The sequence below is a fragment of the Mesorhizobium sp. C089B genome (assembly GCF_030323125.1).
Taxonomy (GTDB): Bacteria; Pseudomonadota; Alphaproteobacteria; order Rhizobiales; family Rhizobiaceae; genus Mesorhizobium.
In genome coordinates, this window is sequence record NZ_CP100469.1 from 4,421,781 (window position 1) to 4,446,309 (window position 24,529).

Here is a 24,529-nt window from a genome sequence, read left to right on the forward strand (position 1 = left end):
CGGCGCCCCGCGGAGGGCCAGCCGCGGCAGCGGCGATACGGCCCGTGAGCGATAAACGGAATCGGCCGAAGGCCGAACCCCGTGAGCGAAAACAAACCAGCCGTCAGGCCGCCTTCTTCTTCGGCTGGATCAGGCCGCGCTCGACCAGAAGCTCGGCGATCTGCACCGCGTTGAGCGCCGCGCCCTTGCGCAGATTGTCGGAGACGATCCACATCGACAGGCCGTTGTCGATGGTCGAATCCTCGCGGATGCGCGAGATGAAGGTGGCGTCCTCGCCGGCCGATTCCAGCGGCGTGATGTAGCCGCCATCCTCGCGCTTGTCCAAGACCTGGCAGCCCGGCGCTTCGCGCAGGATATCGCGCGCCTCGTCGGCGGTGATCGGCTTTTCGAACTCGATGTTGACGGCTTCGGAATGGCCGATGAACACCGGCACGCGCACACAGGTCGCCGTCAGCTTGATCTTGGGGTCGAGCATCTTCTTGGTCTCGGCGACCATCTTCCACTCTTCCTTGGTCGAGCCGTCGTCGAGGAAGACGTCGATATGCGGAATGACGTTGAAGGCGATGCGCTTGGTGAACTTCTTGACCTCGACGCCATCGGCGACGAACACCGCGCGGGTCTGTGTAAAGAGTTCGTCCATGCCTTCCTTGCCGGCGCCGGATACCGATTGATAGGTGGCGACGACGACGCGCTTGATGGTGGCGACATCGTGCAGCGGCTTCAGCGCCACGACCAGCTGCGCCGTCGAGCAGTTCGGATTGGCGATGATGTTCTTGCGGGTGAACAGCGAGATCGCATCCGGGTTCACTTCCGGCACGATCAGCGGCACGTCCTGGTCGTAGCGGAAGGCCGACGAGTTATCGATGACGACGCAGCCCTGCTTGCCGATCTTCGGCGACCACTCCTTCGAGACGTTGCCGCCGGCCGACATGATGCAGATGTCGGTGTCGGAAAAATCATACTGGTCGAGCGTCTTGACCTTCAGCGAACGGTCGCCGAACGACACTTCGGTGCCCTGGCTGCGCCGCGAGGCCAGCGCCACGACTTCGCTTACCGGAAAGCCGCGCTCTTCCAGTATGTTGAGCATTTCGCGACCCACATTGCCCGTGGCGCCGACTACCGCAACTTTGAAACTCATCAGAAATCTCCTGTCCCTCTCCGCTTGGTTTTTGGAGAAAACCCGCCGGCCAATGCGGGTTTCGTCCCCCGGGCCGGACCCGGGAGAGGGTGGTTAGGCCAAGGGAATCACACCGTTTTGGTGGTGGTTTTGGCCATAGTTTTGCTGGAACGGTAAGACGCGCCAACGCGCCCGGCCCCATGATTGTGGCCGGGGAAGTCGAAGGCAAGAAGAGCCATCAGAAGGCCGCGCATCGAAAATGATCCCGTTCGATGCCGGCTTTTACGCGGTTTGCGTCAGGAGTCAATTGCGGCCAGGCACACGCCTGCCCTGTACAATAGCGGCCGCAAGAAGTACGAACGCCCAAATAGTGTTTGGCTGGCGTGCGTCAGCCCCGGCATGTGCTCCATGATGAGCCCAGACCCTGAATTCCGAAAGAGTGAGATGTCCAATTTCGAAGCTATTGTTCCTGCGCTGGCAGAAGCGCTGGAAAAACGCGGCTATACCGAGCTGACGCCAGTGCAGAAGGCCGTGCTGGAGCTCGGCGAGTCCGACGCTCTGGTGTCGGCGCAGACCGGCTCAGGCAAGACCGTCGCCTTCGGCCTCGCTTTGGCGCCGACCCTTCTTGGAAGCGCCGAGCGTTTTGACCAGGCTGGCGCACCGCTGGCGCTGGCCGTGGCGCCGACGCGCGAGCTCGCTCTGCAGGTGATGCGCGAATTGCAATGGCTCTACGCGCCGACCGGCGCCACCGTCGCGTCCTGCGTCGGCGGCATGGACATGCGCTCCGAACGGCGCGTGCTGGAGCGCGGCGCCCACATCGTCGTCGGCACGCCCGGCCGCCTGCGCGACCACATCACCCGCAACTCCCTCGACATGTCGGCGCTGAAAGCCGTGGTGCTGGACGAGGCCGACGAGATGCTCGACCTCGGCTTTCGCGAGGACCTCGAATTCATCCTCGATGCCGCACCGGCTCAGCGCCGCACGCTGATGTTTTCGGCCACCGTGCCGCGCTCGATCGCCACGCTGGCGCAAGGCTATCAGCGCGACGCCGTACGCATCTCGGCCGGCGGCGAGGAAAAGCAGCATCTCGATATCGAGTACCGGGCGCTGAATGTCGCCTATCCCGACCGCGAGAACGCCATCATCAATGTGCTGCGGTTTTACGAAGCGAAGAACGCGCTGGTGTTCTGCAACACCCGCGCCGCCGTGAATCACCTGACGGCGCGCTTCAACAACCGCAATTTTTCCGTCGTGGCACTGTCGGGCGAGCTCAGCCAGAACGAACGCACCCACGCGCTGCAGGCGATGCGGGACGGCCGCGCCAAGGTCTGCATTGCCACGGACGTTGCAGCGCGCGGCATCGACCTGCCCAATCTCGAACTGGTCATCCACGCCGATCTGCCGACCAATCCCGAAACGCTGCTGCACCGCAGCGGCCGAACCGGCCGAGCCGGACGCAAGGGCGTCAGCGCGCTGATCGTGCCCAACGGCGCCCGCAAGCGCACCGAACGGCTGCTGCAGAATGCCGGGCTGAAGGCGACATGGGCGAGCCCGCCCTCCGCCGACGACGTGATCAAGCGCGACGACGAGCGCATCCTTGCCGATCCAGCCTTCGAAGAGCCGATTGCCGAGGACGAGCGCGGCTTCATCGACGCGCTTCTGGCCAGGCATGGCGCCGAACAGGTGGCCGCCGCCTTCGTGCGCCAATGCCGCGCCAGCCGCTCGGCGCCCGAGGAGCTTACGGATGTCGCACCGTTCACGCCTTCGCGTGACAAACCGGCGGGCGAAAAATTCGAGCGCCGCGATGAAGCGCCAAGCCGGCGCGACGATTTCGGCGACAGTGTCTGGTTCTCGCTGTCGATCGGGCGCAAGCAAAATGCCGAGCCGCGCTGGCTGATCCCGATGCTGTGCCGCACCGGCAACATCTCCAAGCGCGAGATCGGCTCCATCAAGATGCAACAGGATGAGACCTACGTGCAGATCGCGGCCGACTGGGCCGATCGCTTCCTCGCCGCCATCGGCCCCGACAAGAAGCTGCAGGGCAACATCGTGGTGAAGCGGCTGGACGGCACGCCCGACCTGTCGCGCGCCGGCTACCAGGCGCCGAAGCCCGACAAGAAGCCGCATCGCGGCAAGCGCCCGTTCGAGGCGCCGCAAAGCGCACACAAGCCGAAATTCGAGAAGCGGGAACGGCCCCCCGGCGATGCAAAGCCTTGGGCCGGGAAACCGAAATTCGACAAGGCTGGACCGCCGAAGAACAAGAAACCGAAGAAGCGGCCGGTTTGAGGCTCTTATCGGCCAATTACAGATGCAGGCGCTGCCCCTCATTGCCCTGCCGGACGTTCGTTATTCGAAAAGCCAAGCAGTTGGCTTTTCGTCCGCTTCGCGGACCATTCCTCAACTCCCCGTATAGTGACGGGAGAAAGGGCGGACCGCAGCCTTGGCGCTCTTCTTGCAGCGTTGGTGATTGGCGGAATCGTCGATAACAGCGACCCCTCTCCCCGTCACTATACGGGGAGGGGATGCCGGCAGGCAGGTGAGGGGCAGCGCCAACGGACGGGAAAATGAAGCAACTCATGCCTGAACCGTTTGCCCTCCATTTCGTCCACCCCCTTGCAGTCCGCCGCAACTTTGAACAGTCTGTGCCTACACGGGGGCGAGGCTAAATGCGCGGCGAAGTTCTTCACTATGACGAGGCCCAGGGTTTCGGCTTCATCACCGGGGCGGACGGCAACCGCTACACCTTCGCGCGCGAGGATCTGCGCCGTGATACCGTGATCGCGAACGGCGCAGTGGTCGAGTTTCTGCCGGCAAGCGGTCAAGCGCGCGACGTTTTTTCAATCCGCGCCCAGCCCGCCAGTCCCGCCACCGCTGCGCCAGCGGCAAGCGCCGCGCCGCCCAAGGCGGCTGCCGCTTCAGCCGCGCCACAGCATTTCGGCCGCCTGGCGGAAGACGGCGCGGTTCGCGATAGCGGACTGCCGGGTTATTTCTGGCGAGGCGTGACGCGCAACTACATCAACTTCGCCGAACGCGCCCGCCGCAAGGAATTCTGGGGCTACTGCCTGTTCTGGACCGTCAGCTTCATCCTGGTCGGAATTGCCGGCGGCCTCGCCGACCAGGCCGTCGGCAATTTCGATGCCGGCAACTGGCCGATTGTGATGATCGGCGTCTGGGGGCTGTTTTGGCTAGCGACGTTCCTGCCCTGGGTCGGGCTCGTCGTGCGCCGCTTGCACGACATCGGCCTGACCGGCTGGCTGGCAATACCTTACTTCGCAATCACCTTCATGTTCGCTCCGGCTACGCTGATCCTCGCGCTGATACTCGGATTGATCCCGACCCAGGCCCACGAAAACCAGTGGGGGCCGGTGCCTGGAGGAGGCGGAGCCTAGACCGCACCAGAAATGAACTGCCGGCTGTTTGCGGACAGCCGTGATTTAACAATGGCTTAGGTCGCAGCCAGGAAGGCAGCTGCTGTTTTGACCGGACGAACAAAATATTTCTCTTGCCGTTTAGTCTGCGCACAGATAATCTGTGCACTCATCAATTCGACGATCGAAAACGGATGATGGAGCCAAGACAAATGTGGACCAACGAGTACACCGCAATTTCCCCCCTTTCGGCGCAGGCCATCTGGAACGCGCTCAAGGCGCTGCACGAAGGCCGCCTCACCTACGAAGGGTCCGATATGTTCGTGCTGCACGGCCCGTTCGCCAAGGGCACCCGCCTCTCTGTAACGCCCGTCGGGCAGGACACCTTCGAATCGACGATCGTCGATCTTGTCGACGCTGTAACCTATGCCGACGAGACCTCGTTCGGCGACACGAAACTGCTGTTCAGGCATACGCTGACGCCGGTCGAGGGTGGGACTCAAGTGACGCATCGCCTCGAGATTTCCGGCCCATCGGCCGCCGAAGTCGGACCAGAGCTCGGGCCGCAGATCAGCGGCGATTTCGACACTTCGATGGCCAAACTGTTCGAGCAGGCAAGGGAGTTGGCGAACGGTGGCTGATCGGGGGGATCTGCAAACGCGCTTCAGCGGACCATCCGAGAGCCCCGGCTTGTTGCTCTGGCGAACCACCATGCGCTGGCAGCGCGTCATGACGGCGGCGCTGGCCCCGCTTGACCTTACGCATGTCCAGTTCGTGCTGCTGGCTTCGGCGATGTGGCTCGGCCGCTATGGCGAGCCGCCTAACCAGGTGCAGCTCGCCGCCCAGGCCGGCACCGAGGTGAAGATGACATCGGACGTCGTCGCCCGGCTCGAGGCAAAGGGACTGATTGTGCGGGACACCAACCCGCGGGATTCCCGCGCCAAGGTGATCCGCGTCTCCACGACGGGGACGGCCGCAGTCCAGCGCGCTATCGTCGCCGTCGAAGCCGCCGACGCTGCTTTTTTCTCAGCCGTGGATGAGGCGCAACTCGTCGGCCTGCTGAAACGGCTGGCCGGCGAGATCCGCTGAGTCGGCCGCTAAGCCAGGAACTTGGCGATGATGGCATCGCCCATTGCGACAGTGCCGACTTCGGTCATGCCCTCGGACATAATATCCTTCGTCCGCAGCCCGTCGTCGAGCACGGCGGCTATGGCGCCTTCGAGCTTGTCGGCCTCATCGACCATGCCGAAGGAGTAGCGCAGGCACATGGCAAACGACGCGATCATGGCGATCGGGTTGGCGATGCCCTGTCCGGCAATGTCGGGCGCCGAGCCATGCACCGGCTCGTACAGCGCCTTGCGCTTCCTGGTCTTCACATCGGGCGCGCCGAGCGAGGCCGACGGCAGCATGCCGATCGATCCGGTCAGCATGGCGGCGATGTCGGACAGCATGTCGCCGAACAGATTGTCGGTGACGATGACGTCGAACTGCTTTGGCCAGCGCACCAGCTGCATGCCGCCGGCATCGGCCAGCATGTGGTCGAGCTTGACGTCAGCATATCTGGCTGCGTGGGTCTGGGTGACGACCTCGTTCCACAGCACCCCGGATTTCATGACGTTGCGCTTTTCCATCGATGTCACGTGGTTCTTGCGCGTGCGCGCCAGCTCAAAAGCGACGCCGGAAATGCGCTCGATCTCGAACGTGTCGTAGACCTGCGTGTCGATGCCGCGCTTCTGGCCGTTGCCGAGATCGATGATCTGCTTCGGCTCGCCGAAATAGACTCCGCCGGTAAGCTCGCGCACGATCAATATGTCGAGGCCCTCGACGACTTCCTGCTTCAGCGAGGACGACGCGGCCAGCGCCGGATAGCAGATGGCGGGCCGGAGATTGGCGAACAGCTCCATATCCTTGCGCAGCCGTAGCAACCCGGCCTCGGGACGCACCTCGTAAGGCACCTTGTCCCATTTCGGCCCGCCGACGGCGCCGAACAGCACGGCGTCCGCAGCCATCGCCTTTGCCATGTCGCCATCCGAAATCGCCGCGCCATGCGCGTCGTAGGCACAGCCGCCGACCAAGCCTTCATCAGTGGCAAAACCGCTGCCGAGCTTTGCGTTCATGGCCGCGATCAGCTTCTTCACCTCGGCCATCGCCTCGGGGCCGATGCCGTCGCCGGCGAGCAGGAGAAGATTTTTCGAAGCCATGGAGAACCGTCCGATGCTGTTTGGAGAAACCGCGGCCTTGCTAAACGCCAAGAGCTTGCGGCGCAAGGGGATGAAGACCGCTACGACGGCGCCCGCGTCTCAAGACCTGGGTTCCTCGCCGTGGCCAGAGGCGGGGGAGAGGAACAAATCACTTGTGCGACAAAATATTCACCAACCGGCCGAACGGATCGCGCACATAAAACCGCCGTACGCCCCACGGCTCGTCGGCCGGACCGTATTCGACGGCAAAGCCGGCGGCCCTCATGCCTTGCAGCGCCGCATCGACATCGTCGACCTCGATGGAGAGGTCCGGCACCGGCGTGCCGGAGCCGCCCTGGGCCATGAAGCTGATCTGCACCTGCATCCGTTCGTCGGACCCGTAGGTGACGATCCAGCCCTGATCCATCAGCACATCGAGGCCAAGCACGTCCTGATAGAAGCGTTTCGCCGCCGCCGCGTCCTGCGTCCCGATATTGGCTACGATGCGCCGGACCGTCATGGCTTTGGCCTCCTCAAGCCGTGCGCCGCAGCGCCGTGACTTCGATCTCGATCTTCATTTCCGGCTTGTTGAGCTGGCACACGATCATCGTCGCCGCCGGCCTGATCTCGCCGAAAGCCTCGCCGAGGATGGGGAAGACGACGTCCACGATGGCCCGGTCTGTGATGTAGTAATGCGCCCGCACCACATCGGCCATGTCGAAGCCGCCATCCCTCAGCGCCTCCGCGATGGTCGCCAGGCAATTGCGCGTCTGCGCCTCCACCGTTTCCGGCATGGTCATCGTCGCATAGTCGTAGCCGGTCGTTCCCGACACGAAGCACCAGTCGCCCTGCACCACCGCGCGCGAATAGCCGGCGGTTTTTTCGAAGGGCGAACCGGTGGAGATGAGTGTGCGCATGGAGCCTCGCTGTGGTTTCGGACACTTTGCAGGAAAGGACCGGCCAGGCCATGGGCCAAGTCAGGTGCAAATCTTGGTCGTCGGCGGGACAGCACCCCCCTCTGGCCTGCCGGCCATCTCCCCCTCAAGGGGGGAGATTAGCAGTTCGGACGCCTTTCTCGCTTTCCACATTTGCGATTGGCGAAAGCCAGAGTGACGTCTGATCTCCCCCCTTGAGCGGGAGATGCCCGGCAGGGCAGAGGGGGGTGTGACGGATCGCGACGGAACAAGCATGAACACCGATTGTTCGCCGCGCTGCCGCGAACTCTAGTTCCCCGACTCCTGCGCCTTGTCCATTGCTTCCTTCACATCCGCAGGCCAGGCCTTCACGTCAGGCCACGCCTGCGGCTCGCCATTGTCGCCGCGCCGGGCGAAGTAGAGCGTGTGCTTGGCCGGGTCGACCGCCATGAAACCGTCATTGCTGCCGCATGCGTGCGGCACGCAGCCGGTGGCGTAGAAGGCGCCCGACGCCGTCTTTTCGGTGCCGCCGCCGACCAGCAGGCTGGTCGCCATGTCGGGCATGGTGTCGCCGAGTAGCGTCTGCGCCGCCTTGTAGACGGCCTCATTGTGGAAGGCGTCGATGATGTTCTGGTATTTGGCCGGATCGACGTCCTTCCAGTCCGTACCCGGCTCCGGCGCGTAGGTCAGGTCGCCCGAGATCGTCAGCCCGTCGCTGGGCGACCATTGCAGCGCTTGCTTCGTATCGCCCGGCAACAGATACGGCACGAAAAAGATGGCGTTGTCGGCCACCGCCGCCGGCGGCGCGCCGCATTCGTCCTGTTCGACCTTGAGGCTTTGTATCTCGCCGCCTTCCGGCTTCCAGACGATGACCTTGGCCGGGCCGCACTGGTTGCCGCCGTCGCCGACATCGACCAGCGCCACGTCGACGCCGCCGACCTTGACTGTTCTGTCGAAGAACACGTCGTAATTGCTGGCCAGCTGCTTGCCGTCATAGGCCAGCACCTTTTCGCCATCCTGCTCCGGCTGGGTGATGGTCAGCTGCCCGCCCTCGAACGGGACCGGCCCCTGGCTGTCATCGTCCGCCAGGGCCGCATTGCTCGACGCGCCCGGATCGGCGGCGGACGGATCTTCTGCCGGCACGAGGACCGTGTCGGTCTGTGCTTGCGCGCCGGCCACCGGCATCAGCATCCACGCCAGCGCGCAGGCGCCGGCAAGAAGAAAACGTGTCATGACTGTCCCCTCCGTTCAGCCGCCACGAACCCGGCTTTGTGGCGGCCGGGCCATCTCGTACCACTCAGGCCCAAGGACGCTCGGCAGCGTTCTTCTTCTCGAACGAGGCGATGGCGCCGGCCTTCTCCATGGTCAGGCCGATATCGTCGAGACCGTTCAGCAGGCAGTGGCGCTTGAAGTCGTCGAGGTCGAAGGTGACCACGCCGCCGTCGGGGCCGCGGATTTCCTTGGCCTCGAGGTCGACCGACACCGTCGCATTGGAGCCGCGCGAGGCGTCGTCCATCAGCTTCTCCAGGTCTTCGGGGCTGACGGTGATCGGCAGGATGCCGTTCTTGAAGCAGTTGTTGTAGAAAATGTCGGCGAACGACGTCGAGATGACGCAGCGAATGCCGAAATCGAGCAGCGCCCACGGCGCGTGTTCGCGGCTCGAACCGCAGCCGAAATTGTCGCCGGCGACCAGGATCTGCGCCTTGCGGTAGGCTGGCTTGTTGAGCACGAAGTCGGGGTTTTCCGAGCCATCGTCCTTGTAGCGCATTTCGGCGAACAGGCCGCTGCCGAGCCCGGTGCGCTTGATCGTCTTGAGATAATCCTTGGGGATGATCATGTCGGTGTCGACATTGACGATCGGCATCGGTGCGGCGACGCCGGTGAGCTTGGTGAATTTTTCCATGGCTTTTGCCCGTTCTTGATCGATAATTCGTTGCGTCAGGGTTTGCTGGCGCCCGGTTTACACAAAGCCGCCGGCAAATAAAAGGCAACTGTTGGTGCGCGGCCCCGATCGAAAGATCGGCGCGGCACTGTCTTTAAAACCAGCTGCCGTTGGTGCACCTTACGCCCATGACCGCACAATCGAAGATTATCTATGCCCGGGAGCCTGAGCTCGACGTCGCCGAATTCCGCCGCGTGCTGGTCGAATCCACGCTCGGCGAAACACGCCCCGTCGATGACGACGCCCGGCTGCAGGCGATGCTTTCGGCCGCGAACCTGGTGCTGACGGCGCGGCTCGACATCGAAGGCAGGCCGCTGATAGGCGTTATCAGGGCCATCACCGACTTTTCCTGGGTGTGCTATGTCTCAGAGCTCGCCGTATCCCAATCTGCGCAAGGCCTCGGCATCGGCAAGGGCCTGATGGACGCGGCCCGCCGGCAGCTTGGGCCTTCGGTCGCCATCAGCCTGATCTCGATGCCCGACGCCGTCGGCTTCTATGAGCGTATCGGCATGACGCGAATGGCCGACGCGTTCTGGTTCTCCCGCGAGGGCTGACGAGCGTCGAGCGCAATTGCCGATCGGGTTGGGCAGTCAAGGCGGGCAAGGTTCTCGGCAATGCGGAACGGTGTTCAGGACACCGCGGAGCAACGCCTCCTTTGTCGCCCTTGACCCGCGCTTCATCCGGTCCAAATCCGCAGGATGGGAAATCGCCGATCTCTGATAGGCACCGCCGGCTGGGGAATTCCGTCTCGATACAAGGCTGACTTTCCGCAATCCGGTTCGCATCTCGAACGTTACGGAAAACGCTTTCCGGCCGTCGAGATCGACACCACGTTCTACAAGCCGCACCGCCGCGAGACCTATGAGCGCTGGGCGCACGCCGTGCCGGAGCACTTCCGCTTCGCGGTCAAGGCACCGAAGAACATGACCCATGATCATCGCCTCGCCGATTGCGAGGGGCTGACGGAGGACTTTCTCGGGCAGGTCGAAGGTCTCGGCGAAAAGCTGAGCGTGCTTCTGGTGCAGCTGCCGCCGAGCTTGCCCTTCGAGCCGGAGGTCGCCGGCGGCTTCTTCGACATGTTGGGCAGGCGTATCCGGGCAAGGCTGGCATGCGAGCCGCGCCATCCCACCTGGTTCAGTGCCGAGGCGGACGCACTGCTGGCCGGTCACCAGGTCGCACGGGTCGCCGCCGACCCGGCTTCGGTTCCGGAGGCAGCAGGGCCAGGTGGCTGGCCCGGCCTTGCCTATTTCCGCTGGCACGGCGCGCCGCGGATCTACTATTCGGGTTACGATGCCGAAACGCTCGACCGGTTTGCGCGGCAAGTGGAAGCAGCAGCAGATTCCGGCGCCGAGGTGTGGGGGATTTTTGACAATACGGCCAACGGGCATGCGCTGGGCAACGCGATGGCTGTCAGTGCGATGGTTGCTTAGACTCTCGCGGGACAGCACCCCCCTCTGGCCTGCCGGCCATCTCCCCCGCAAGGGGGGAGATCAGATGCCGCGACCGTTTTCGCCAATCTCCGACGTTGCAAGAATGGCGCCTTCGCCGAAGCTGCCATCTCCCCCCTTGCGGGGGAGATGCCCGGCAGGGCAGAGGGGGGTGGGCGGGAACTCGACAGAGCGATCCTATTCCGCCCGCCTCAAATCACGTTCAATTCCCGAAACGCCCGACCTTCGGCCACCCGTTCGTACCCAAACGCCGAGCAATCCACCGTCCGATACCCGCCATGCACCAACAACTCCGCCAGCGCCTTGCCGACCGCCGGCGCCTGTTGCAGGCCGTGGCCGGAAAATCCGTTGGCGAAGATGAAATTGCCGACCTCTGGATGCGGCCCGATCACGGCGTTCTGGTCGAGCGTGTTGTAGTCGTAATGGCCTGCCCAGGCGCGGGTCGGCTTGATCGCCTCGAAGGCGGGGATGCGGGTTGCCAGCACGGGCCAGATCACCTCTTCGAACAGCGGCCAGTCGACGTCGAAATCCCTGGGGTCGGCGGGGCCATCGCCCTCCTCCGGTTCGGCGCCGCCGGTGAGATAGACCGAGCCTTCCGGCCTGACATAGATGCCGGAGGGATCGACCAGCAGCGGCATGTCGGCGTATTTTTCCCGCGCCTCGAAGACGAAGACATTGCGCTTGCGCGGCTCGACCGGCAGCGCGAGTCCCGCCATGCCGGCCACCCTGCCGGCATTCGGCCCGGCGGCATTGACGACGATGCCGGCTTGCAGTCTTTCGCCATTGTCGAGGTCCACGCCGGTGACGCGGTTGCCCTGCCTCTCGATGCCGGTGACGTCGGCGGCGATGAAATCGATTTGTCTGTCGCGCAGCGCCTTGCGAAACAGCGTCAGCATGGCATGCGCGTCGAACCAGCCCTCGCCGGTGCGGCCGAAGGCGCCGGCGCTGATGCCTTCCGTCGACAGCCAGGAAAAACGCTTTGCCAGCTGGTCGGCATCCTCGAGCAGAATGTTGGCGCCCTCTGCGACCTGCGCTTCGTGATTGGCTTTCAGGATCGGCAGCCCGGCCTCGCCGGCCAGGATGAGATAGCCGCCCTCGCGAAAGCCGATATCGGCATCGGCGCCGAAGGTCTCCTTCAGCCGCCGGAACAGGTTTAGCGTGAACTGCGACAGCCGGATGTTTTCCGGGATCGAGAATTGCTGACGGATCGAGGCCATGGACAGCGTCGTTGCCGCATGGGCGAATTGCGGATCGCGTTCGATCAGCGCAATCGAGCCGGTAAAGCCTTCCTCGCGCAGATAATAGGCGACAGAGGAGCCGACGATGGCCCCGCCGATGATGACAATGTCGTAGCGCACGTTTTCTCCGATCCGGCCGCCGGTATGCTTCACGCCGCCGGCACAATGATCTCGAAGCGCGTGCCGCGTCCGGAGTCAACCAGCGCGATCGTGCCATCATGCGCTTTCAGGAGGGCCAGCACGATGCCGAGGCCCATGCCGGTGCCGCCGGACTCACGGCGCGTGGTGAAGAACGGCTCGAAAATGCGGGCCCTGTTGCTCGGCGAAATACCGGCGCCGTCATCGCTGACCGCAACGGTCGCCTTGCCGTCGGCGGTGGCCGCAGAGAGAAGAACCTGGGTGGCTCCGTGCCTGGCCGAATTGTCGATCAGATTGGCAAGCACGATCGCCGCATTCTCGGCTGATATCCGCAGGCCGATTTCGCCACCCGCCTCAATGTTGACCGCCAGCCGGCCATCGACCGGAAGCAGCGCCAGCGCTGCATCGAGCGATGTGCTTTCGCCGCTCGGCGCCAGATTTTCGGCGCGCGCCAGGTCGAGCAGGCGACGCACCAGCAGATTGAGCCGGCCAGCGTCATTGACGATGTTGCCGGAGAACCGCTTGCGCTCGGCGGCATCCATCGCCTCGCCGGAATCGCGCAGCAGCTCGGCCGCGCCCTGGATCGCCGTCAGCGGCGATTTGAGCTCGTGCGAGACATGGGTGGCAAAAGTCTGGATGCTGTCGGAGCGCGCTTGCAGCTTTTCGGCCATGTCGAGAAAGGCGGCGGACAGCTCCGCCATTTCGCGCGTGCCGTGATGGTCGAGCGGCCGGATCGCGTCGCGGTCGCCGGCGGCGATGCGCCTGGTGCGCTCCATCAGCGCGTAGATCGGCCGGCTGACGGTGCGCAGGAAGACCAGCGCGATCAGCAGCGTGCCGAACAGCATGGCAATGGCCGCCAGCGTCACCTTGCCGCGTTCGCCATAGAGATGTTTGACGATGTTGTTCGGCGTCCGGGAGAGATAGATCACGCCGGCGACGTGGCCAGCGACCGCAATCGGCATGGCGACGAAGACACGAACTTTCGTGCCGCGGCTGACCGAATAGAGCGGCGGCGGCGGCTGATCGGGGATTCGTTGCCTCAATGCGCTGGCATAGCGGCCGGCAAGGGCCTCGCGCACCTCCTCGACATTGGCCAGGGATAGTCCGACCTCGTCGCGCCCGGCAATGACGACGCCCTTGGGATCGAGCAGCCGGAAGCCGGCCAGCGTGGTTTTTTGCGTCGTGTCGAGAATGCCGGACAGTCGCGCGCCGATGGCCGTGAAGGCTGGATCGGTGGCGGCGGCAATGCCGGCGGGCCGGGTCGGCAGCAGATAGTCGGAAGCGAGATCGAGGCTCGGCTCGATCGGCTGGTAAGGCGAGTCGTCGCCGCGGCTGGCATCGCCGCTGTCAGCCTGCATCGGCACCCCTAGCTTCTCCGGGGCAATGGCGGCGTCACTGATATTCTGTGCATAGATGGCGGCGATGACGGCGCCTTGCGCGATCAACTCGCCCTCGGTCTGGCGGATCAGCTGGTTTTCATAAAGCCGGAAGAAGAACAGGCCGACCAGCGGCAGCGCCAGCACCATGATGAGGATGGCGAGAACCACCGTGGCCAGCCTTGGCCGCCATTTGGTGCCGATCCATTTGGCGTCGCTCAGGCGCCGCATCGGCCGAGCCGGAAACCAACGCCATGCACGGTTTCGATGGCGTCGAGACAGCCCGCCGCCGCCAGCTTGGCGCGGATGTTGCGGATGTGGCTATCGACGGTACGGTCGGCGACATGGATGTTGGCGGCATAGGCGCTGGCGACCACCAGGTCGCGGCCCAGCACATGCGCCGGCCGCGCCAGAAATCCCCTGAGGATCGAGAATTCGATCGCCGTCAGCGCCAGCGCCTTGCCGTCGAAACTGGCGCCGTGGCTGGCCGGCGCCAGGCTGAGCTTGCCATGCGCGAAGTTCTTGTCGTCGGCGGGGTCGGGCGCCACCGGGCGGGCGCGGCGCAGGATGACGTTGACCCGCGCCACCAGTTCGCGCGGGCTGAACGGTTTCGTCACGTAGTCGTCGCCGCCCATTTCGAGCCCGAGGATGCGGTCGATTTCCTCGTCGCGCGCGGACAGGAACAGAACCGGCACGTCGGAGCGCTGCCTCAGCCGCCGGCAGACTTCCAGCCCGTCCATCTCCGGCATGCCGATGTCGAGCACGACGAGATCGGGCACGCGGCGCTCGATCGCCTGCAGGGCCGCGGCGCCGTCGGACACGGCCTGCGTCTTCATCCCGGCCCTCTCCAGCGCAAAGCAGATGATCTCGCGTATGTGCGGATCGTCGTCGGCGACCAGGATCTGATGCGGCATGGATCTAACGGTCCGGCACTAAAGGTTGCGAGGGCTGGGTAGGTGGAGGAAGCACGAGCGGACCTCTCTTGTCGAGAACCTGCACGAGCCTCCAGCCGCGAAAGCTCCAGGCGCGCCACTGCTTCTGCTCGGCGATAGTGTCGTCGATCATCATTTGGTCGGCCAGATAGGTGGTTTGGTTTCCGAATTGGTGCATGTAGAGGCGGTCCAGCGCCGGCATGGCGGCAGCGCCGAGCGAGCGCAGATATTCGGTATCGATAGGCGTGCCGTCGCCGGTCATTTCAAGGGAATGGTCGACATTGAAATTGGCGATCGTTGCGGCGAAGTTGATGAAGCAGCAGGCATAAAGCGTCGCCGATAGCGTCGCAAGATTGGCGGAGAGCAGCCATTCGTTGGATTTTCCAACCGCGATGCGGGCAATGATCAGTGCAAGCCCTGACGCCACCAACCCCATCCAGACGAAGGCGGCGATGCGCCAGTAGGTCAGTGCATAGACGCCGATATAGAGATCGAGCCTGAGAATCGACGAGATGACCAGCACGATGTTCTGCGCCACCCAGGCATAGACCAGCCGGCGGATCAGCGGATCGCCTGAGGTTTCGCTGCCCGGCCGCAGCGCCGCCAGCACGAAGCCGGCGGCCAGCAGCGCGGTGGCGATCAGTGGATAGGCGCCGCGATGCGCATAGGCGGCATAGCTCAACCCGTCCGGCAGGGCGACCCCACCCAGAGATAGGCTGCGTCGAGCCCGGTCTGCAGCGCAAACAAGGCGTTGAAGACGATCAGCGCGCGCAGGATCGCGGCCTTGCCGAAGACGACGGCCTCGATCGTTGTCGCTGGTTTAGTCGCGGCCGGTGCGGCCACGGCTGCAGGCGGCGTCAAAGGTGGAAGGCGGCGCGGGAAACGCGGCAGGCGAGGCCGCAGGAAAGCCCAGACGCCGGCGATCACGAACAGCCAGAAGACGATCCGCGCCAGTTGGATGAGATCGAGCAGCTTCATCAGGTCGATCAGCGACAGCCAATATTCGATGACCGGATTGGCGGCGCCGAACAAGAACAGGAACACCGCGCCCAGCGTCACCGGCATGACCCAGACGATGATGGACGCCAGGCGGATGCGGCGGCCGCCAAGCCGGCGCACCGTGCGGCGCCATTGGAAAAAGTCACGGATAAGGCGCAGCGGCGCCGCCAGCAGGAACAGCGCCACCTGGCCGGCAATGCGGGCGATGCCGTGCCGTAGCCGCCCGGACAGGGACAGCGCAAACACCACCAGCGCCACGACAGCTATCGCCACCGACAGCGGGCTGACGTTCTCGGCCAGCGGCAGCAGCGCGACGAACAAAGCGGCCGGCTTGAGCCAGGGTCGGGTGGATTTCAGCGCGGCAGGATGCACAGCGACCACCGCGCCGGCGATCAGGATGGCAAACAGCAGCACCGTGATCCCGGCGGGCTGGCCGTAAAAGAAAAAATCCGCCAGCGCCACGAGCAGGACGGCGATGCCGAAGCGGCTGGAAAAGCTTGCAAACGATGTCATGCGCGGATTTTCCTGATGGGCTGGGTCCGCTCGGCCGGTGGGCGGATAAAAGGGAGCAGGCTCGCTTCCAGGTACGGGCGGGCCTGCGTCCGGGGCGGATCGACCAACCACCAGCTTTCGCTGCGCAGGCGATAGGGCAAGGACCAAAGGTGAGCGTTTCGCTGTTGCATGCCGCTGTTGTCGCGGGCTCGCATGGAAACGGCGGGGCGGAGCGGAGGAGGTTTTCCGCAGGGATGTGCAGTTTTCGTGCAGGACCTGCGCTTACGGCCGGGGCGCTGCCCGCCATCTTTCCGGACGTTGGCGCTGTCCCAGCCAGGCTCCTTTCCTCTCCCTCAGGAGGGGGAGAGGTGGCTCGGCGAAGCCGAGACGGAATGGGGGAACCACCTGGCAATCGCCGCGAACGGACACAGGAAGGGCATTCGGTGCAAACATCGCCTCGCCTTGCGCCCCAAGGGTCGACATCCACTCCGTCGACCCCCACTCCGTCGAGCTTCGCTCGACACCTCTCCCCCGATCGACGGGGGAGAGGAAAGGCCCCCTTCCGCAACTGCTGCGGGACGGGCGGGGCAGCGCAAGCTTTCGCGGTTGGCTCGTCATCAGGTACCGGTCGGACGCTTGCCTCCCCCGCCCACACGCGGCATAGATCGGCCATGACAAGCGAACCTTACCGCCCGCGCCGCTCGGTGCTTTACGTCCCCGCCTCCAACGACAAGGCGCTGGCCAAGATCGCGACGCTGGCCTGCGATGCCGTGATCATCGACCTCGAGGACGCCGTTGCGCCCGCCGACAAGGTCGCCGCGCGGGACAAATTGGCCGGCATTTTCGCCAGCCGACCGAAACGCCGCTGCGAGATGATCGTGCGCGTCAACGCGCTGTCCAGCGAATGGGGCACTGAAGACCTGCTCGCCGCGGCAAAATTCGAGCCCGACGGCATCCTGTTGTCCAAGGTCGCCACGCCGCGCGATATCCTCGAAGTCGGCGACGTGCTCGACGACAATTTTGCCCCCGACAGCGTCAAGCTCTGGGCGATGATCGAGACGCCCAAGGCCATGCTCAACATCGGCGCCATTGCCGAACTCGGCCGCGACCCGGCCTCGCGCCTAGCTTGTTTCGTTGCCGGAACGAACGATCTGGTCAAGGAAACCGGAATTCTGGCGACGCCCGATCGGTGCTACCTCGTGCCTTGGCTGATGCAGATGGTGCTGGCGGCGCGGGCCGGCGGCATCGACATGCTCGACGGCGTCTCCAACGATTTTCGCGACCTCGACGCGTTTGCGCGCGAATGCACGGAAGGGGCCGCCATGGGCTTCGACGGCAAGACGCTGATCCATCCGGCCCAGATCGACGCCGCCAACCGCGCCTTTGCGCCCTCGCCCGAAGCCTTGGCCCAGGCGCGCGCGGTCAAGGATGCCTTCGCCTTGCCCAAAAATGCCGGCAAGGGCGTGATTGCGCTGGACGGCAGGATGGTCGAGCGGCTGCATCTGGCTCAAGCCGAGAAATTGCTGGCGAAGGCCGCCGCCATCGGCGCATGATCCGCCCCGAAAAGACGAACTCACGACAGGATCTGACCCATGAGACTTTACCGCTTTTTGTCCGCCCCCGACGATTCAACCTTCTGCCACAAGGTGACCGCGGCGCTGAACAAGGGCTGGCACCTGTACGGCTCGCCGACCTACGCCTACGACAAGAAGACCAAATCGATGCGCTGCGGCCAGGCGGTGGTGAAGGATATCGACGGCCAGGAATACGGGCCGGATACCAAGCTGAGCGACTGGTAGGCTTTGCCAGGCACGGACGCAGGCTGTGTCGAGATTCAGGTCAGGCCGAGCCGAGAACAGTGGTTTCCGAGAACCGGAGCGGAGCGTACTTAAAGTACGCGAGCACCGGAAGCGCAGGAAGCTGCCGTTCGCAGGCCGGCTTCACCTGAATATCGGCGCAGCCTCACTCCGCCGCCTCTTCGATTTTCTCCATATCATCATCCGACAGGCCGAAATGGTGGCCGATCTCGTGGATCAGCACGTGGGTGACGATGTCGCCCAGCGTCTCTTCGTTCTCGGCCCAGTAGTCGAGGATGGCGCGGCGGTAGAGGGTGATGCGGTTCGGGCCTTCGCCGGTCTGCGGGTTCCAGCGCTCGGCGATGCCGCGGCCCTCGAACAGGCCAAGCAGGTCGAACGGCGTCTCCAGCGACAGATCGTCCATGATCTCGTCGGTCGGGAATTCGGCGATCATGATGACGATCTCGCCGGTCAGCTTGCGAAAATCGTCCGGCAGATGCGCGTACGCCTCCAGCGCCAGAAACTCCATCTCCTCGATCGAGGGCGAGAGTTCGTCATGCCAGGTGCGGGTCTTGTAGATGCGGGCCATGCTTTGTCCTTTGATCCCGGCATATAGGCTTTCCCTCCGGACTCGGCAATGAAGCGGTAATTCCATGACGTCAATGGCTATAGAGGAATAAATTCCTTCTGACTCCGCTTGACTCTTCCGGCACCCTCTGGAATCTATGGGAACATAACAGGAACAGTTGTGAGAGAAATTGACCGTCATGGCGACATCAGCCGTGGCGCGGGAGACTGTTTTTGCCCTGCGCCGCCAGATCGCGAAGATCGAGGGAACGCTGCCCGAGCGCCTGGCCGCGCCGGCTGGCGAGGGGCTGCGCGCGGGTCCTGGCGGCGGTCTCGACGCCGCGCCTGAACCCGATGCCGATGTCACCATCATCCGGCGCGAGCTTGCCGTGGCTTCGCCGGATGCTTTCCTGGCCACCGGCGTCGAACGCCTCGATGCGGCCCTCAGCGGCGGCCTGCCGAAAGCCGCCTTGAGCGAAATCCATGGCCTTGAGACCCGCAATGCCGGGGCCGTCGCCGGCTTTGTGCTGTCGCTGGTCAGCCTGATCCTCAAGGGCCAGCCCTTGCCCGTGCTGTGGATAGGCACATCGGAGATTTTTCGCGAGGCCGGCTTTCCCTATGCCAGGGGATTGCAGAGCATGTTCGGTATCGCACCGGAGCAATTGCTGTTTTCCGAGGCGCCGAAACTCACCGATGCGCTGTGGGTAGCCGAGGAGGCCGCGAAGATGACGGCGCTCGCCGCAATCATCCTCGAGATCCGTGGCAGCCCGCAGCGGCTCGACCTCACCGCGACGCGCCGGCTGCACGCGCGCGCCCAAAACGCCGGCCGGCCGGTGTTCCTGCTGCGCCAGGCCGGCGAAGCCGAGCCGACCGCCGCCCCGGTGCGCCTCATCGTGTCGGCTGCACCAGCGGCGAGCCGCCGGACGATCGCCGGGTCGCTCGCCGGCTCGATCGGCCGGCCTGCCTTCACCGTCAGCATCGGCAAGAGCCGCACCGCTCTGCCTGGACAATTCACACTGGAGTGGAACCCCGATGAACACGCATTCGAAGAAAGAAAGCCCCGCGAAAAACGGGCAGAGAATTCTGTCGCTGTGGTTCCCGCATCTGGCGGCAGAACGGATCCTGCGCCAGCGCCTGGGACGGTCGTGGCGTTCCCGGCCTTCGGATCATCTGCCCCCATCTCACCCACCGCTCGTGATCAGCCATCGCGACCGCAACGCCCAGCGCATATCGGCCCTCGACGAGCGGGCTGAGGCGCTGCATCTGAAGCCTGGCATGGGCATTGCCGATGCGCGCGCCATGCATCCCTCGATCGACATTGTCGAGGCCGATCCGGACGCCGATCGCCGGCTGCTCGAAGGCCTCGCCGACTGGTGCGATCGCTATACGCCGCTGGTGGCGCTCGACGGTACTGATGGCCTTTATCTCGACGTCACCGGCTGCACGCATCTGTTCGGCGGCGAGCGCGCCATGCTGGACGACATCCTTGCGCGGTTTTTCCAGCAGGGTTTCGATGTCCGCGCCGGGTTGGCCGCGACGCCGGGTGCAGCCTGGGCGGCGGCGCGCTTCTGCGGCAACCGCATCGTTGTCTCCGGCGAGGAGGAAGCGCTGCTCGCCCCCTTGCCGCTGGCGGCACTGCGCATCGAGGCCGATATCCGCGCCAGCTTGGAAAGCGTCGGCCTGCGGACCGCCGGCGCGGTCATGGCAGCGCCGCGCGCGCCGCTCGCCCGTCGCTTCGGCGCGACCTTGCTGTTGCGTCTTGACCAGGCGCTCGGCCGCCTCGACGAGGCGGTATCGCCGCGCCTGCCCGTGGCCCCGCTTTCGGTCGAACGCCACCTGGCCGAACCGGTCGTGCTGACCGCCGAGATCGAACGGCTGGTGCTCTTGCTGGCGGTGACGCTGAAGGCCGATCTCGAACGCCGCGGCGAGGGCGCAAGGATGCTGGCGCTGCTTTTGTTTCGCGTCGACGGCGCCGTCAGCCGCATCGCTGTCGGTACCTCGCGACCGTTGCGCGAACCCAAGCTTATCCAGCGCCTGTTCCATGAGCGGCTGGCCGCGCTCGAACAGGACATCGATGCCGGCTACGGCTTCGACCTGGTGCGGCTTTCGGTGCTGGCGGCCGCCGGCTTCGACATGCAGCAGGCCGATTTGACCGGCGAGACCGAGGATTACGGCGCCGACATGGCACTCTTTGCCGACCGCATCCGCGCCAGGCTCGGCGACAGTGCGGTGCTGAAACCGGTCGCCCTCGAGAGCCATCTGCCGGAGCGCGCCATTGCCACCATCCCGTTCTCGGAAGCGCCACAACGCAAAACACCGCTCAGGAAGCCGGGCTCGAAAGACGCGCCGCGCGCAACCATCTTCCCGCCGGAACGGCCGATCCGGCTGTTCCGTTCGCCCGAGCCGATCGAGGTGCCGGCCACCGAAATGCCTGAGGGTCCGCCGATGAATTTCCGCTGGCGCCGCGCGCTCTACCGGGTCGCGCGCGCCGAGGGGCCGGAACGCATCGCGCCGGAATGGTGGCGTGAAACGTCAAGCGATCCGCTCACATCGACGCGTGACTATTTCCGGATCGAGGATGCCGACGGCCGCCGCTACTGGCTCTACCGGCAAGGCCTCTATGGCAACCCGCAGGTGCCGCCGCGCTGGTTCATGCATGGGGTCTTCGCATGAACGCGCTGACCGTCATCCCCTATGCGGAATTCGGCATCCAGTCGAACTTCTCCTTCCTGCGCGGCGCCTCCAAGCCGGAGGAGCTGGTGGTGGCGGCCAAATTCCTCGGCTTTTCCTCGATCGGACTGGCAGACCGCAACACGGTGGCCGGCGTCGTGCGCGCCTGGCAGCAGGCCAAGGTCGAGAAGCTCGCCTATCACCCCGGTTGCCGCCTGGTGTTCGGCGACGGCACGCCGGACATTCTCGCCTATCCGCAGAACCGCAAGGGCTGGGGCCATCTCTGCCGCATGCTGACGCAAGCCAATTTGCGCGATGAAAACGAGAAGGGCGCGACCCTTCTCCAGCGCAGCGACCTGCTCGAATGGGGCGACCTGCTGTCGCTGGCGGTGCTGCCGGATCTCTCGGCGAATGCCGACGATCCCCTGGCATTGGTCCGTCAACTGAAAGACCGTTTCGGCGCTAATTTGCGGCTAGGCATGGCGCCGGATTATCGCGGCAATGACCGTTTCCGCATCGAGCAGGCGGCGGGCATGGCGGACATCGCCGGCGTGCCGCTGATGGCGACCAACGACGTGCTTTATCACAGCGCCGAGCGCCGCTCGCTGCAAGATGTGCTCACCGCCATCCGCCTCAATTTGCCGGTCGCCGAGGTCGGGCTGGAGCTGACGGCCAACGCCGAGCGCCATCTGAAGCCGCCGCTGGAAATGGCCCGTCTCTTCCGCCGCCATCCACCGGCGCTGGCCGAGACGCTGCGCTTTGCCGGCGAACTGACCTTCTCGCTCAGCGACCTCCAGTACAATTATCCCGACGAGCCGACGCAATCAGGGCTTGGGCCGCAGGCCGAGCTAGAGCGTCTGGCCAGGGAGGGGGCCGCCACGCGCTATCCGGCGGGCGTCCCCGCTTCCGTCTTGCAGCGCATCAGTGAGGAGCTCGCTCTGATCGAGCGTCTGAATTATGCGCGCTATTTCCTGACCGTTTACGACATCGTCCAGTTCGCCCGCAATGAGGGCATTCTGTGCCAGGGCAGAGGCTCGGCCGCCAACTCGATCGTCTGCTACTGCATCGGCATCACCGAGGTCGGCCCCGAGCGCATCGACACGTTGTTCGAGCGCTTCATTTCCGAGGAGCGCAACGAGCCGCCCGACATCGACGTCGATTTCGAGCATGAGCGGCGTGAGGAGGTGATCCAGTACATCTACTCCAAATACAGCGCCAAGCGCACCGCGCTGGCTGCCGCCGTCATCAGCTATCGCGGCCGCTCGGCGCTGCGCGAGGTGGCCAAGGCCATGGGCCTATCGGACGATGTCCGCATTGCGCTCTCCAGTTCGATCTGGGGCTGGTCGACCTCGGAGCTCGGCGAGAAGGAGGCGCATGCCGGCGGCCTCGACCGCAACGAGACCTCGACCCGTCACGTGATCGCCCACGCCAACGAGATCATGGGCTTTCCCCGGCATCTGTCGCAGCATGTCGGCGGCTTCGTCATTACCCGCGACCGGCTCGACGAGATCGTCCCCATCGTCAAGACGGCGATGGAGGCGCGCAAGATGGTCGAGTGGGATAAGGACGATCTCGACGCGGTGAAGATCCTGAAGGTGGATATTCTGGCGCTTGGCATGCTGACCTGCCTGAAGCGCGCCTTCACCTTGCTCACCGACCATTATCCGAAGGCCCGGGATGATTACGGCCGACCCTATGTGCTGGCCACCCTGCCGCCGGAAGAGAACGACGTGTACGACATGATCTGCCGCGCCGACACGCTCGGCGTCTTCCAGATCGAATCGCGCGCGCAGATGTCGATGCTGCCGCGTCTACGCCCGCGCGAATTCTACGACCTGGTCATCGAGGTGGCGATCGTGCGGCCCGGCCCGATCCAGGGCGACATGGTGCACCCCTATCTGCGCCGTCGGCAGGGCAAGGAAGCGGCTGAATATCAAAAGCCAGAGCTGGAGGCTATTCTCAAGAAGACACTCGGCGTGCCGCTGTTTCAGGAACAGGCGATGAATATTGCAATCGTCGCCGGTGGTTTCAAACCCGGCGAAGCCGACGAACTACGCCGCGCCATGGCCACCTTCAAGCGCACCGGCACCATCGGCAATTACCGCCAGCGCATGATCGACGGCATGGTCGGCAAGGGATACACCAAAGACTTCGCCGAGCGCTGCTTCAAGCAGATCGAAGGCTTCGGCGAATACGGCTTTCCCGAAAGCCACGCCGCCTCCTTCGCTTTGCTCGTCTATGCCTCCTGCTGGTTCAAGACCTTTTATCCCGACGTGTTCTGCGCCGCGATCCTGAATTCGCAGCCGATGGGGTTTTACCAGCCGGCCCAGCTGGTGCGCGACGCGCGCGACCATGGCGTCGATATCCGCGACGTCGACGTCAATTTTTCCGACTGGGACTGCACCCTGGAGAAAGCCCAATTCGATCCGGGCCGCATCCTGGGGCGCCATGCCGAAATGCGCGGTGTCATCAAGACCCGGTACGCCGTCCGGCTTGGCTTCCGTCAGATCAAGGGCTTGGCCGAGAAGCGTATGGAAGCTTTCACCGCGCGGCGCGGCGCCGGCTATACAAGCGTCAGGGATGTCTGGCTGCGCTCGGGCCTCGATGTCGGCGAAATCGAAAGACTGGCGCAGGCTGACGCCTTCCGCTCGCTCGGCCTCGATCGTCGTGAAGCCTTGTGGGCGGTGCGCGCGCTGGATGGCAAGAGCGCCGCCGAACGGCTGCCGCTGTTCGACCAGCCGGCGATCCGGCTGCGCGAACTCGAGCCCGAGACAAAACTGCCGACAATGCCGCTCGGCGAGCACGTCATCCACGACTACCGCGCGCTCGGCCTGTCGCTGAAGGCGCATCCGGTCGCCTTCCTGCGCGAGCGGCTCGACCGCGCCGGCGTCATTCCCAATGCCAATCTCGGCTCGGTGCGCGACGGCAGGCGGGTCTCGGTCGCCGGCCTGGTGCTGGTGCGGCAGCGGCCCGGCAAGGGCAATGCGATCTTCCTGACGCTGGAAGACGACAAGGCCGTCGCCAACGTCATTTTCTGGGAGCGGACCTTTACCCGTTTCCGGCCCATCGTCATGGGCGCGCGCTTCGTCAAGGTCACCGGCAAGCTGCAGTCGGAATCCGACGTCATCCACATCGTCGCCGAGAAGATCGAGGATTTGACGCCGTGGCTGACGGTGCTGCTGGAAGAGATGACGCCGGCTGCCCGGCCCGACATTGCCACCCTCTCGGACAAAGCTGAAAGGGTCATGCCCAAGGGGCGGAATTTTCAGTAGGCAAGTGCAGGGCGGTCGGGAGCCCATGACATTAATGCCGGCAAGGGCAGAGGGGGGCGCGAAGGATCGCCAACAGAATG

Annotated in this window: 21 protein-coding genes and 1 pseudogene; 11 read left to right on the plus strand and 11 right to left on the minus strand. The window is 64.6% G+C overall.

The window, feature by feature from the left end; all coding sequences use genetic code 11:
* Positions 1-103: 103 nt before the first annotated feature.
* On the minus strand, positions 104-1,138 hold the full coding sequence (locus NLY44_RS21900; protein ID WP_023671698.1) for an aspartate-semialdehyde dehydrogenase: 1,035 nt from the start codon (positions 1,136-1,138) through the stop codon (positions 104-106).
* 423 nt (positions 1,139-1,561) lie between these two features.
* Here NLY44_RS21900 and NLY44_RS21905 point away from each other — a divergent pair, with 423 nt between their 5' ends.
* From NLY44_RS21905 to NLY44_RS21920, 4 genes are all read left to right on the plus strand, one after another.
* A complete protein-coding gene (locus tag NLY44_RS21905; protein WP_023805917.1) occupies positions 1,562-3,403 on the plus strand; it encodes a DEAD/DEAH box helicase in 1,842 nt (613 codons plus the stop codon).
* A gap of 380 nt (positions 3,404-3,783) precedes the next feature.
* Complete coding sequence (locus tag NLY44_RS21910) at positions 3,784-4,506, plus strand: DUF805 domain-containing protein (RefSeq protein ID WP_023687653.1); 723 nt, start codon at positions 3,784-3,786, stop codon at positions 4,504-4,506.
* A gap of 191 nt (positions 4,507-4,697) precedes the next feature.
* On the plus strand, positions 4,698-5,126 hold the full coding sequence (locus tag NLY44_RS21915; RefSeq protein WP_023805916.1) for an SRPBCC family protein: 429 nt from the start codon (positions 4,698-4,700) through the stop codon (positions 5,124-5,126).
* A gap of 70 nt (positions 5,127-5,196) precedes the next feature.
* On the plus strand, positions 5,197-5,574 hold the full coding sequence (locus tag NLY44_RS21920) for a MarR family winged helix-turn-helix transcriptional regulator (RefSeq protein WP_023671693.1): 378 nt from the start codon (positions 5,197-5,199) through the stop codon (positions 5,572-5,574).
* Between the two features lie 8 nt (positions 5,575-5,582).
* Here the strand turns inward: NLY44_RS21920 and leuB are convergent, their stop codons facing one another.
* The 5 genes from leuB to leuD form a co-directional block, all read right to left on the minus strand.
* On the minus strand, positions 5,583-6,686 hold the full coding sequence (gene leuB / locus NLY44_RS21925) for a 3-isopropylmalate dehydrogenase (protein ID WP_023706813.1): 1,104 nt from the start codon (positions 6,684-6,686) through the stop codon (positions 5,583-5,585).
* Positions 6,687-6,834: 148 nt separating this feature from the next.
* A complete protein-coding gene (locus NLY44_RS21930) occupies positions 6,835-7,185 on the minus strand; it encodes a VOC family protein (protein WP_023740123.1) in 351 nt (116 codons plus the stop codon).
* A 13-nt stretch (positions 7,186-7,198) separates the two neighbouring features.
* Positions 7,199-7,582, minus strand: coding sequence for a RidA family protein (locus NLY44_RS21935; RefSeq protein WP_023683820.1), 384 nt, complete (start codon positions 7,580-7,582; stop codon positions 7,199-7,201).
* 306 nt (positions 7,583-7,888) lie between these two features.
* Positions 7,889-8,812, minus strand: a complete 924-nt coding sequence (locus NLY44_RS21940) for an Ivy family c-type lysozyme inhibitor (protein WP_023805915.1) — start codon at positions 8,810-8,812, stop codon at positions 7,889-7,891.
* A 64-nt stretch (positions 8,813-8,876) separates the two neighbouring features.
* Positions 8,877-9,482, minus strand: coding sequence for a 3-isopropylmalate dehydratase small subunit (gene leuD / locus NLY44_RS21945; RefSeq protein WP_023694556.1), 606 nt, complete (start codon positions 9,480-9,482; stop codon positions 8,877-8,879).
* Between the two features lie 167 nt (positions 9,483-9,649).
* Here leuD and NLY44_RS21950 point away from each other — a divergent pair, with 167 nt between their 5' ends.
* On the plus strand, positions 9,650-10,075 hold the full coding sequence (locus tag NLY44_RS21950; protein WP_023687647.1) for a GNAT family N-acetyltransferase: 426 nt from the start codon (positions 9,650-9,652) through the stop codon (positions 10,073-10,075).
* A 144-nt stretch (positions 10,076-10,219) separates the two neighbouring features.
* The gene (locus NLY44_RS21955) at positions 10,220-10,951 is read left to right on the plus strand and encodes a DUF72 domain-containing protein (RefSeq protein ID WP_023687646.1); all 732 of its coding nucleotides are present in this window, start codon (positions 10,220-10,222) and stop codon (positions 10,949-10,951) included.
* A 209-nt stretch (positions 10,952-11,160) separates the two neighbouring features.
* Here NLY44_RS21955 and NLY44_RS21960 read toward each other — a convergent pair whose 3' ends face one another.
* The 4 genes and pseudogenes from NLY44_RS21960 to NLY44_RS21975 form a co-directional block, all read right to left on the minus strand.
* Positions 11,161-12,327 carry an NAD(P)/FAD-dependent oxidoreductase gene (locus NLY44_RS21960; RefSeq protein ID WP_023805913.1) on the minus strand — a complete coding sequence of 389 codons (1,167 nt, stop codon included), beginning with the start codon at positions 12,325-12,327 and terminating at the stop codon, positions 11,161-11,163.
* A 29-nt stretch (positions 12,328-12,356) separates the two neighbouring features.
* Positions 12,357-13,952 (minus strand): sensor histidine kinase, encoded by a 1,596-nt coding sequence (locus NLY44_RS21965; protein WP_023694560.1) that lies wholly within the window; start codon positions 13,950-13,952, stop codon positions 12,357-12,359.
* Positions 13,940-14,635, minus strand: a complete 696-nt coding sequence (locus tag NLY44_RS21970; RefSeq protein WP_023805912.1) for a response regulator transcription factor — start codon at positions 14,633-14,635, stop codon at positions 13,940-13,942. Before NLY44_RS21970 ends, NLY44_RS21965 begins: the two co-directional genes overlap by 13 nt.
* Positions 14,636-14,639: 4 nt before the next feature.
* Positions 14,640-16,165 (minus strand): annotated as a pseudogene (locus NLY44_RS21975) (DUF4153 domain-containing protein).
* Between the two features lie 650 nt (positions 16,166-16,815).
* Between NLY44_RS21975 and NLY44_RS21980 the strand changes: the two are divergent.
* A complete protein-coding gene (locus NLY44_RS21980) occupies positions 16,816-17,697 on the plus strand; it encodes an HpcH/HpaI aldolase/citrate lyase family protein (RefSeq protein ID WP_023805910.1) in 882 nt (293 codons plus the stop codon).
* A 39-nt stretch (positions 17,698-17,736) separates the two neighbouring features.
* Positions 17,737-17,943 carry a DUF1737 domain-containing protein gene (locus tag NLY44_RS21985; protein ID WP_023673921.1) on the plus strand — a complete coding sequence of 69 codons (207 nt, stop codon included), beginning with the start codon at positions 17,737-17,739 and terminating at the stop codon, positions 17,941-17,943.
* Positions 17,944-18,106: 163 nt separating this feature from the next.
* On the opposite strand, the gene NLY44_RS21990 is transcribed toward NLY44_RS21985, so the two are convergent.
* Positions 18,107-18,529, minus strand: a complete 423-nt coding sequence (locus tag NLY44_RS21990; protein WP_023702572.1) for a metallopeptidase family protein — start codon at positions 18,527-18,529, stop codon at positions 18,107-18,109.
* Between the two features lie 178 nt (positions 18,530-18,707).
* Here NLY44_RS21990 and NLY44_RS21995 point away from each other — a divergent pair, with 178 nt between their 5' ends.
* From NLY44_RS21995 to NLY44_RS22005, 3 genes are read left to right on the plus strand one after another with little or no spacing between them, the layout of a single operon-like run.
* Positions 18,708-19,760, plus strand: a complete 1,053-nt coding sequence (locus NLY44_RS21995; protein ID WP_023805909.1) for an ImuA family protein — start codon at positions 18,708-18,710, stop codon at positions 19,758-19,760.
* Positions 19,702-21,180 carry a DUF6504 family protein gene (locus tag NLY44_RS22000; protein ID WP_023726695.1) on the plus strand — a complete coding sequence of 493 codons (1,479 nt, stop codon included), beginning with the start codon at positions 19,702-19,704 and terminating at the stop codon, positions 21,178-21,180. Before NLY44_RS21995 ends, NLY44_RS22000 begins: the two co-directional genes overlap by 59 nt.
* Positions 21,177-24,449, plus strand: a complete 3,273-nt coding sequence (locus NLY44_RS22005) for an error-prone DNA polymerase (protein ID WP_023672121.1) — start codon at positions 21,177-21,179, stop codon at positions 24,447-24,449. The genes NLY44_RS22000 and NLY44_RS22005 overlap by 4 nt, the downstream gene beginning before the upstream one ends.
* Positions 24,450-24,529 lie beyond the last annotated feature (80 nt).

Bases quoted from the DNA above. Each gene is read 5' to 3' on its own strand.
- NLY44_RS21900 (WP_023671698.1), bottom strand. From the start codon at position 1,138: ATGAGTTTCAAAGTTGCGGTAGTCGGCGCCACGGGCAATGTGGGTCGC.
- NLY44_RS21905 (WP_023805917.1), top strand. From the start codon at position 1,562: ATGTCCAATTTCGAAGCTATTGTTCCTGCGCTGGCAGAAGCGCTGGAA.
- NLY44_RS21910 (WP_023687653.1), top strand. From the start codon at position 3,784: ATGCGCGGCGAAGTTCTTCACTATGACGAGGCCCAGGGTTTCGGCTTC.
- NLY44_RS21915 (WP_023805916.1), top strand. From the start codon at position 4,698: ATGTGGACCAACGAGTACACCGCAATTTCCCCCCTTTCGGCGCAGGCC.
- NLY44_RS21920 (WP_023671693.1), top strand. From the start codon at position 5,197: ATGCGCTGGCAGCGCGTCATGACGGCGGCGCTGGCCCCGCTTGACCTT.
- leuB (WP_023706813.1), bottom strand. From the start codon at position 6,686: ATGGCTTCGAAAAATCTTCTCCTGCTCGCCGGCGACGGCATCGGCCCC.
- NLY44_RS21930 (WP_023740123.1), bottom strand. From the start codon at position 7,185: ATGACGGTCCGGCGCATCGTAGCCAATATCGGGACGCAGGACGCGGCG.
- NLY44_RS21935 (WP_023683820.1), bottom strand. From the start codon at position 7,582: ATGCGCACACTCATCTCCACCGGTTCGCCCTTCGAAAAAACCGCCGGC.
- NLY44_RS21940 (WP_023805915.1), bottom strand. From the start codon at position 8,812: ATGACACGTTTTCTTCTTGCCGGCGCCTGCGCGCTGGCGTGGATGCTG.
- leuD (WP_023694556.1), bottom strand. From the start codon at position 9,482: ATGGAAAAATTCACCAAGCTCACCGGCGTCGCCGCACCGATGCCGATC.
- NLY44_RS21950 (WP_023687647.1), top strand. From the start codon at position 9,650: ATGACCGCACAATCGAAGATTATCTATGCCCGGGAGCCTGAGCTCGAC.
- NLY44_RS21955 (WP_023687646.1), top strand. From the start codon at position 10,220: ATGGGAAATCGCCGATCTCTGATAGGCACCGCCGGCTGGGGAATTCCG.
- NLY44_RS21965 (WP_023694560.1), bottom strand. From the start codon at position 13,952: ATGCGGCGCCTGAGCGACGCCAAATGGATCGGCACCAAATGGCGGCCA.
- NLY44_RS21970 (WP_023805912.1), bottom strand. From the start codon at position 14,635: ATGCCGCATCAGATCCTGGTCGCCGACGACGATCCGCACATACGCGAG.
- NLY44_RS21980 (WP_023805910.1), top strand. From the start codon at position 16,816: ATGACAAGCGAACCTTACCGCCCGCGCCGCTCGGTGCTTTACGTCCCC.
- NLY44_RS21985 (WP_023673921.1), top strand. From the start codon at position 17,737: ATGAGACTTTACCGCTTTTTGTCCGCCCCCGACGATTCAACCTTCTGC.
- NLY44_RS21990 (WP_023702572.1), bottom strand. From the start codon at position 18,529: ATGGCCCGCATCTACAAGACCCGCACCTGGCATGACGAACTCTCGCCC.
- NLY44_RS21995 (WP_023805909.1), top strand. From the start codon at position 18,708: ATGGCGACATCAGCCGTGGCGCGGGAGACTGTTTTTGCCCTGCGCCGC.
- NLY44_RS22005 (WP_023672121.1), top strand. From the start codon at position 21,177: ATGAACGCGCTGACCGTCATCCCCTATGCGGAATTCGGCATCCAGTCG.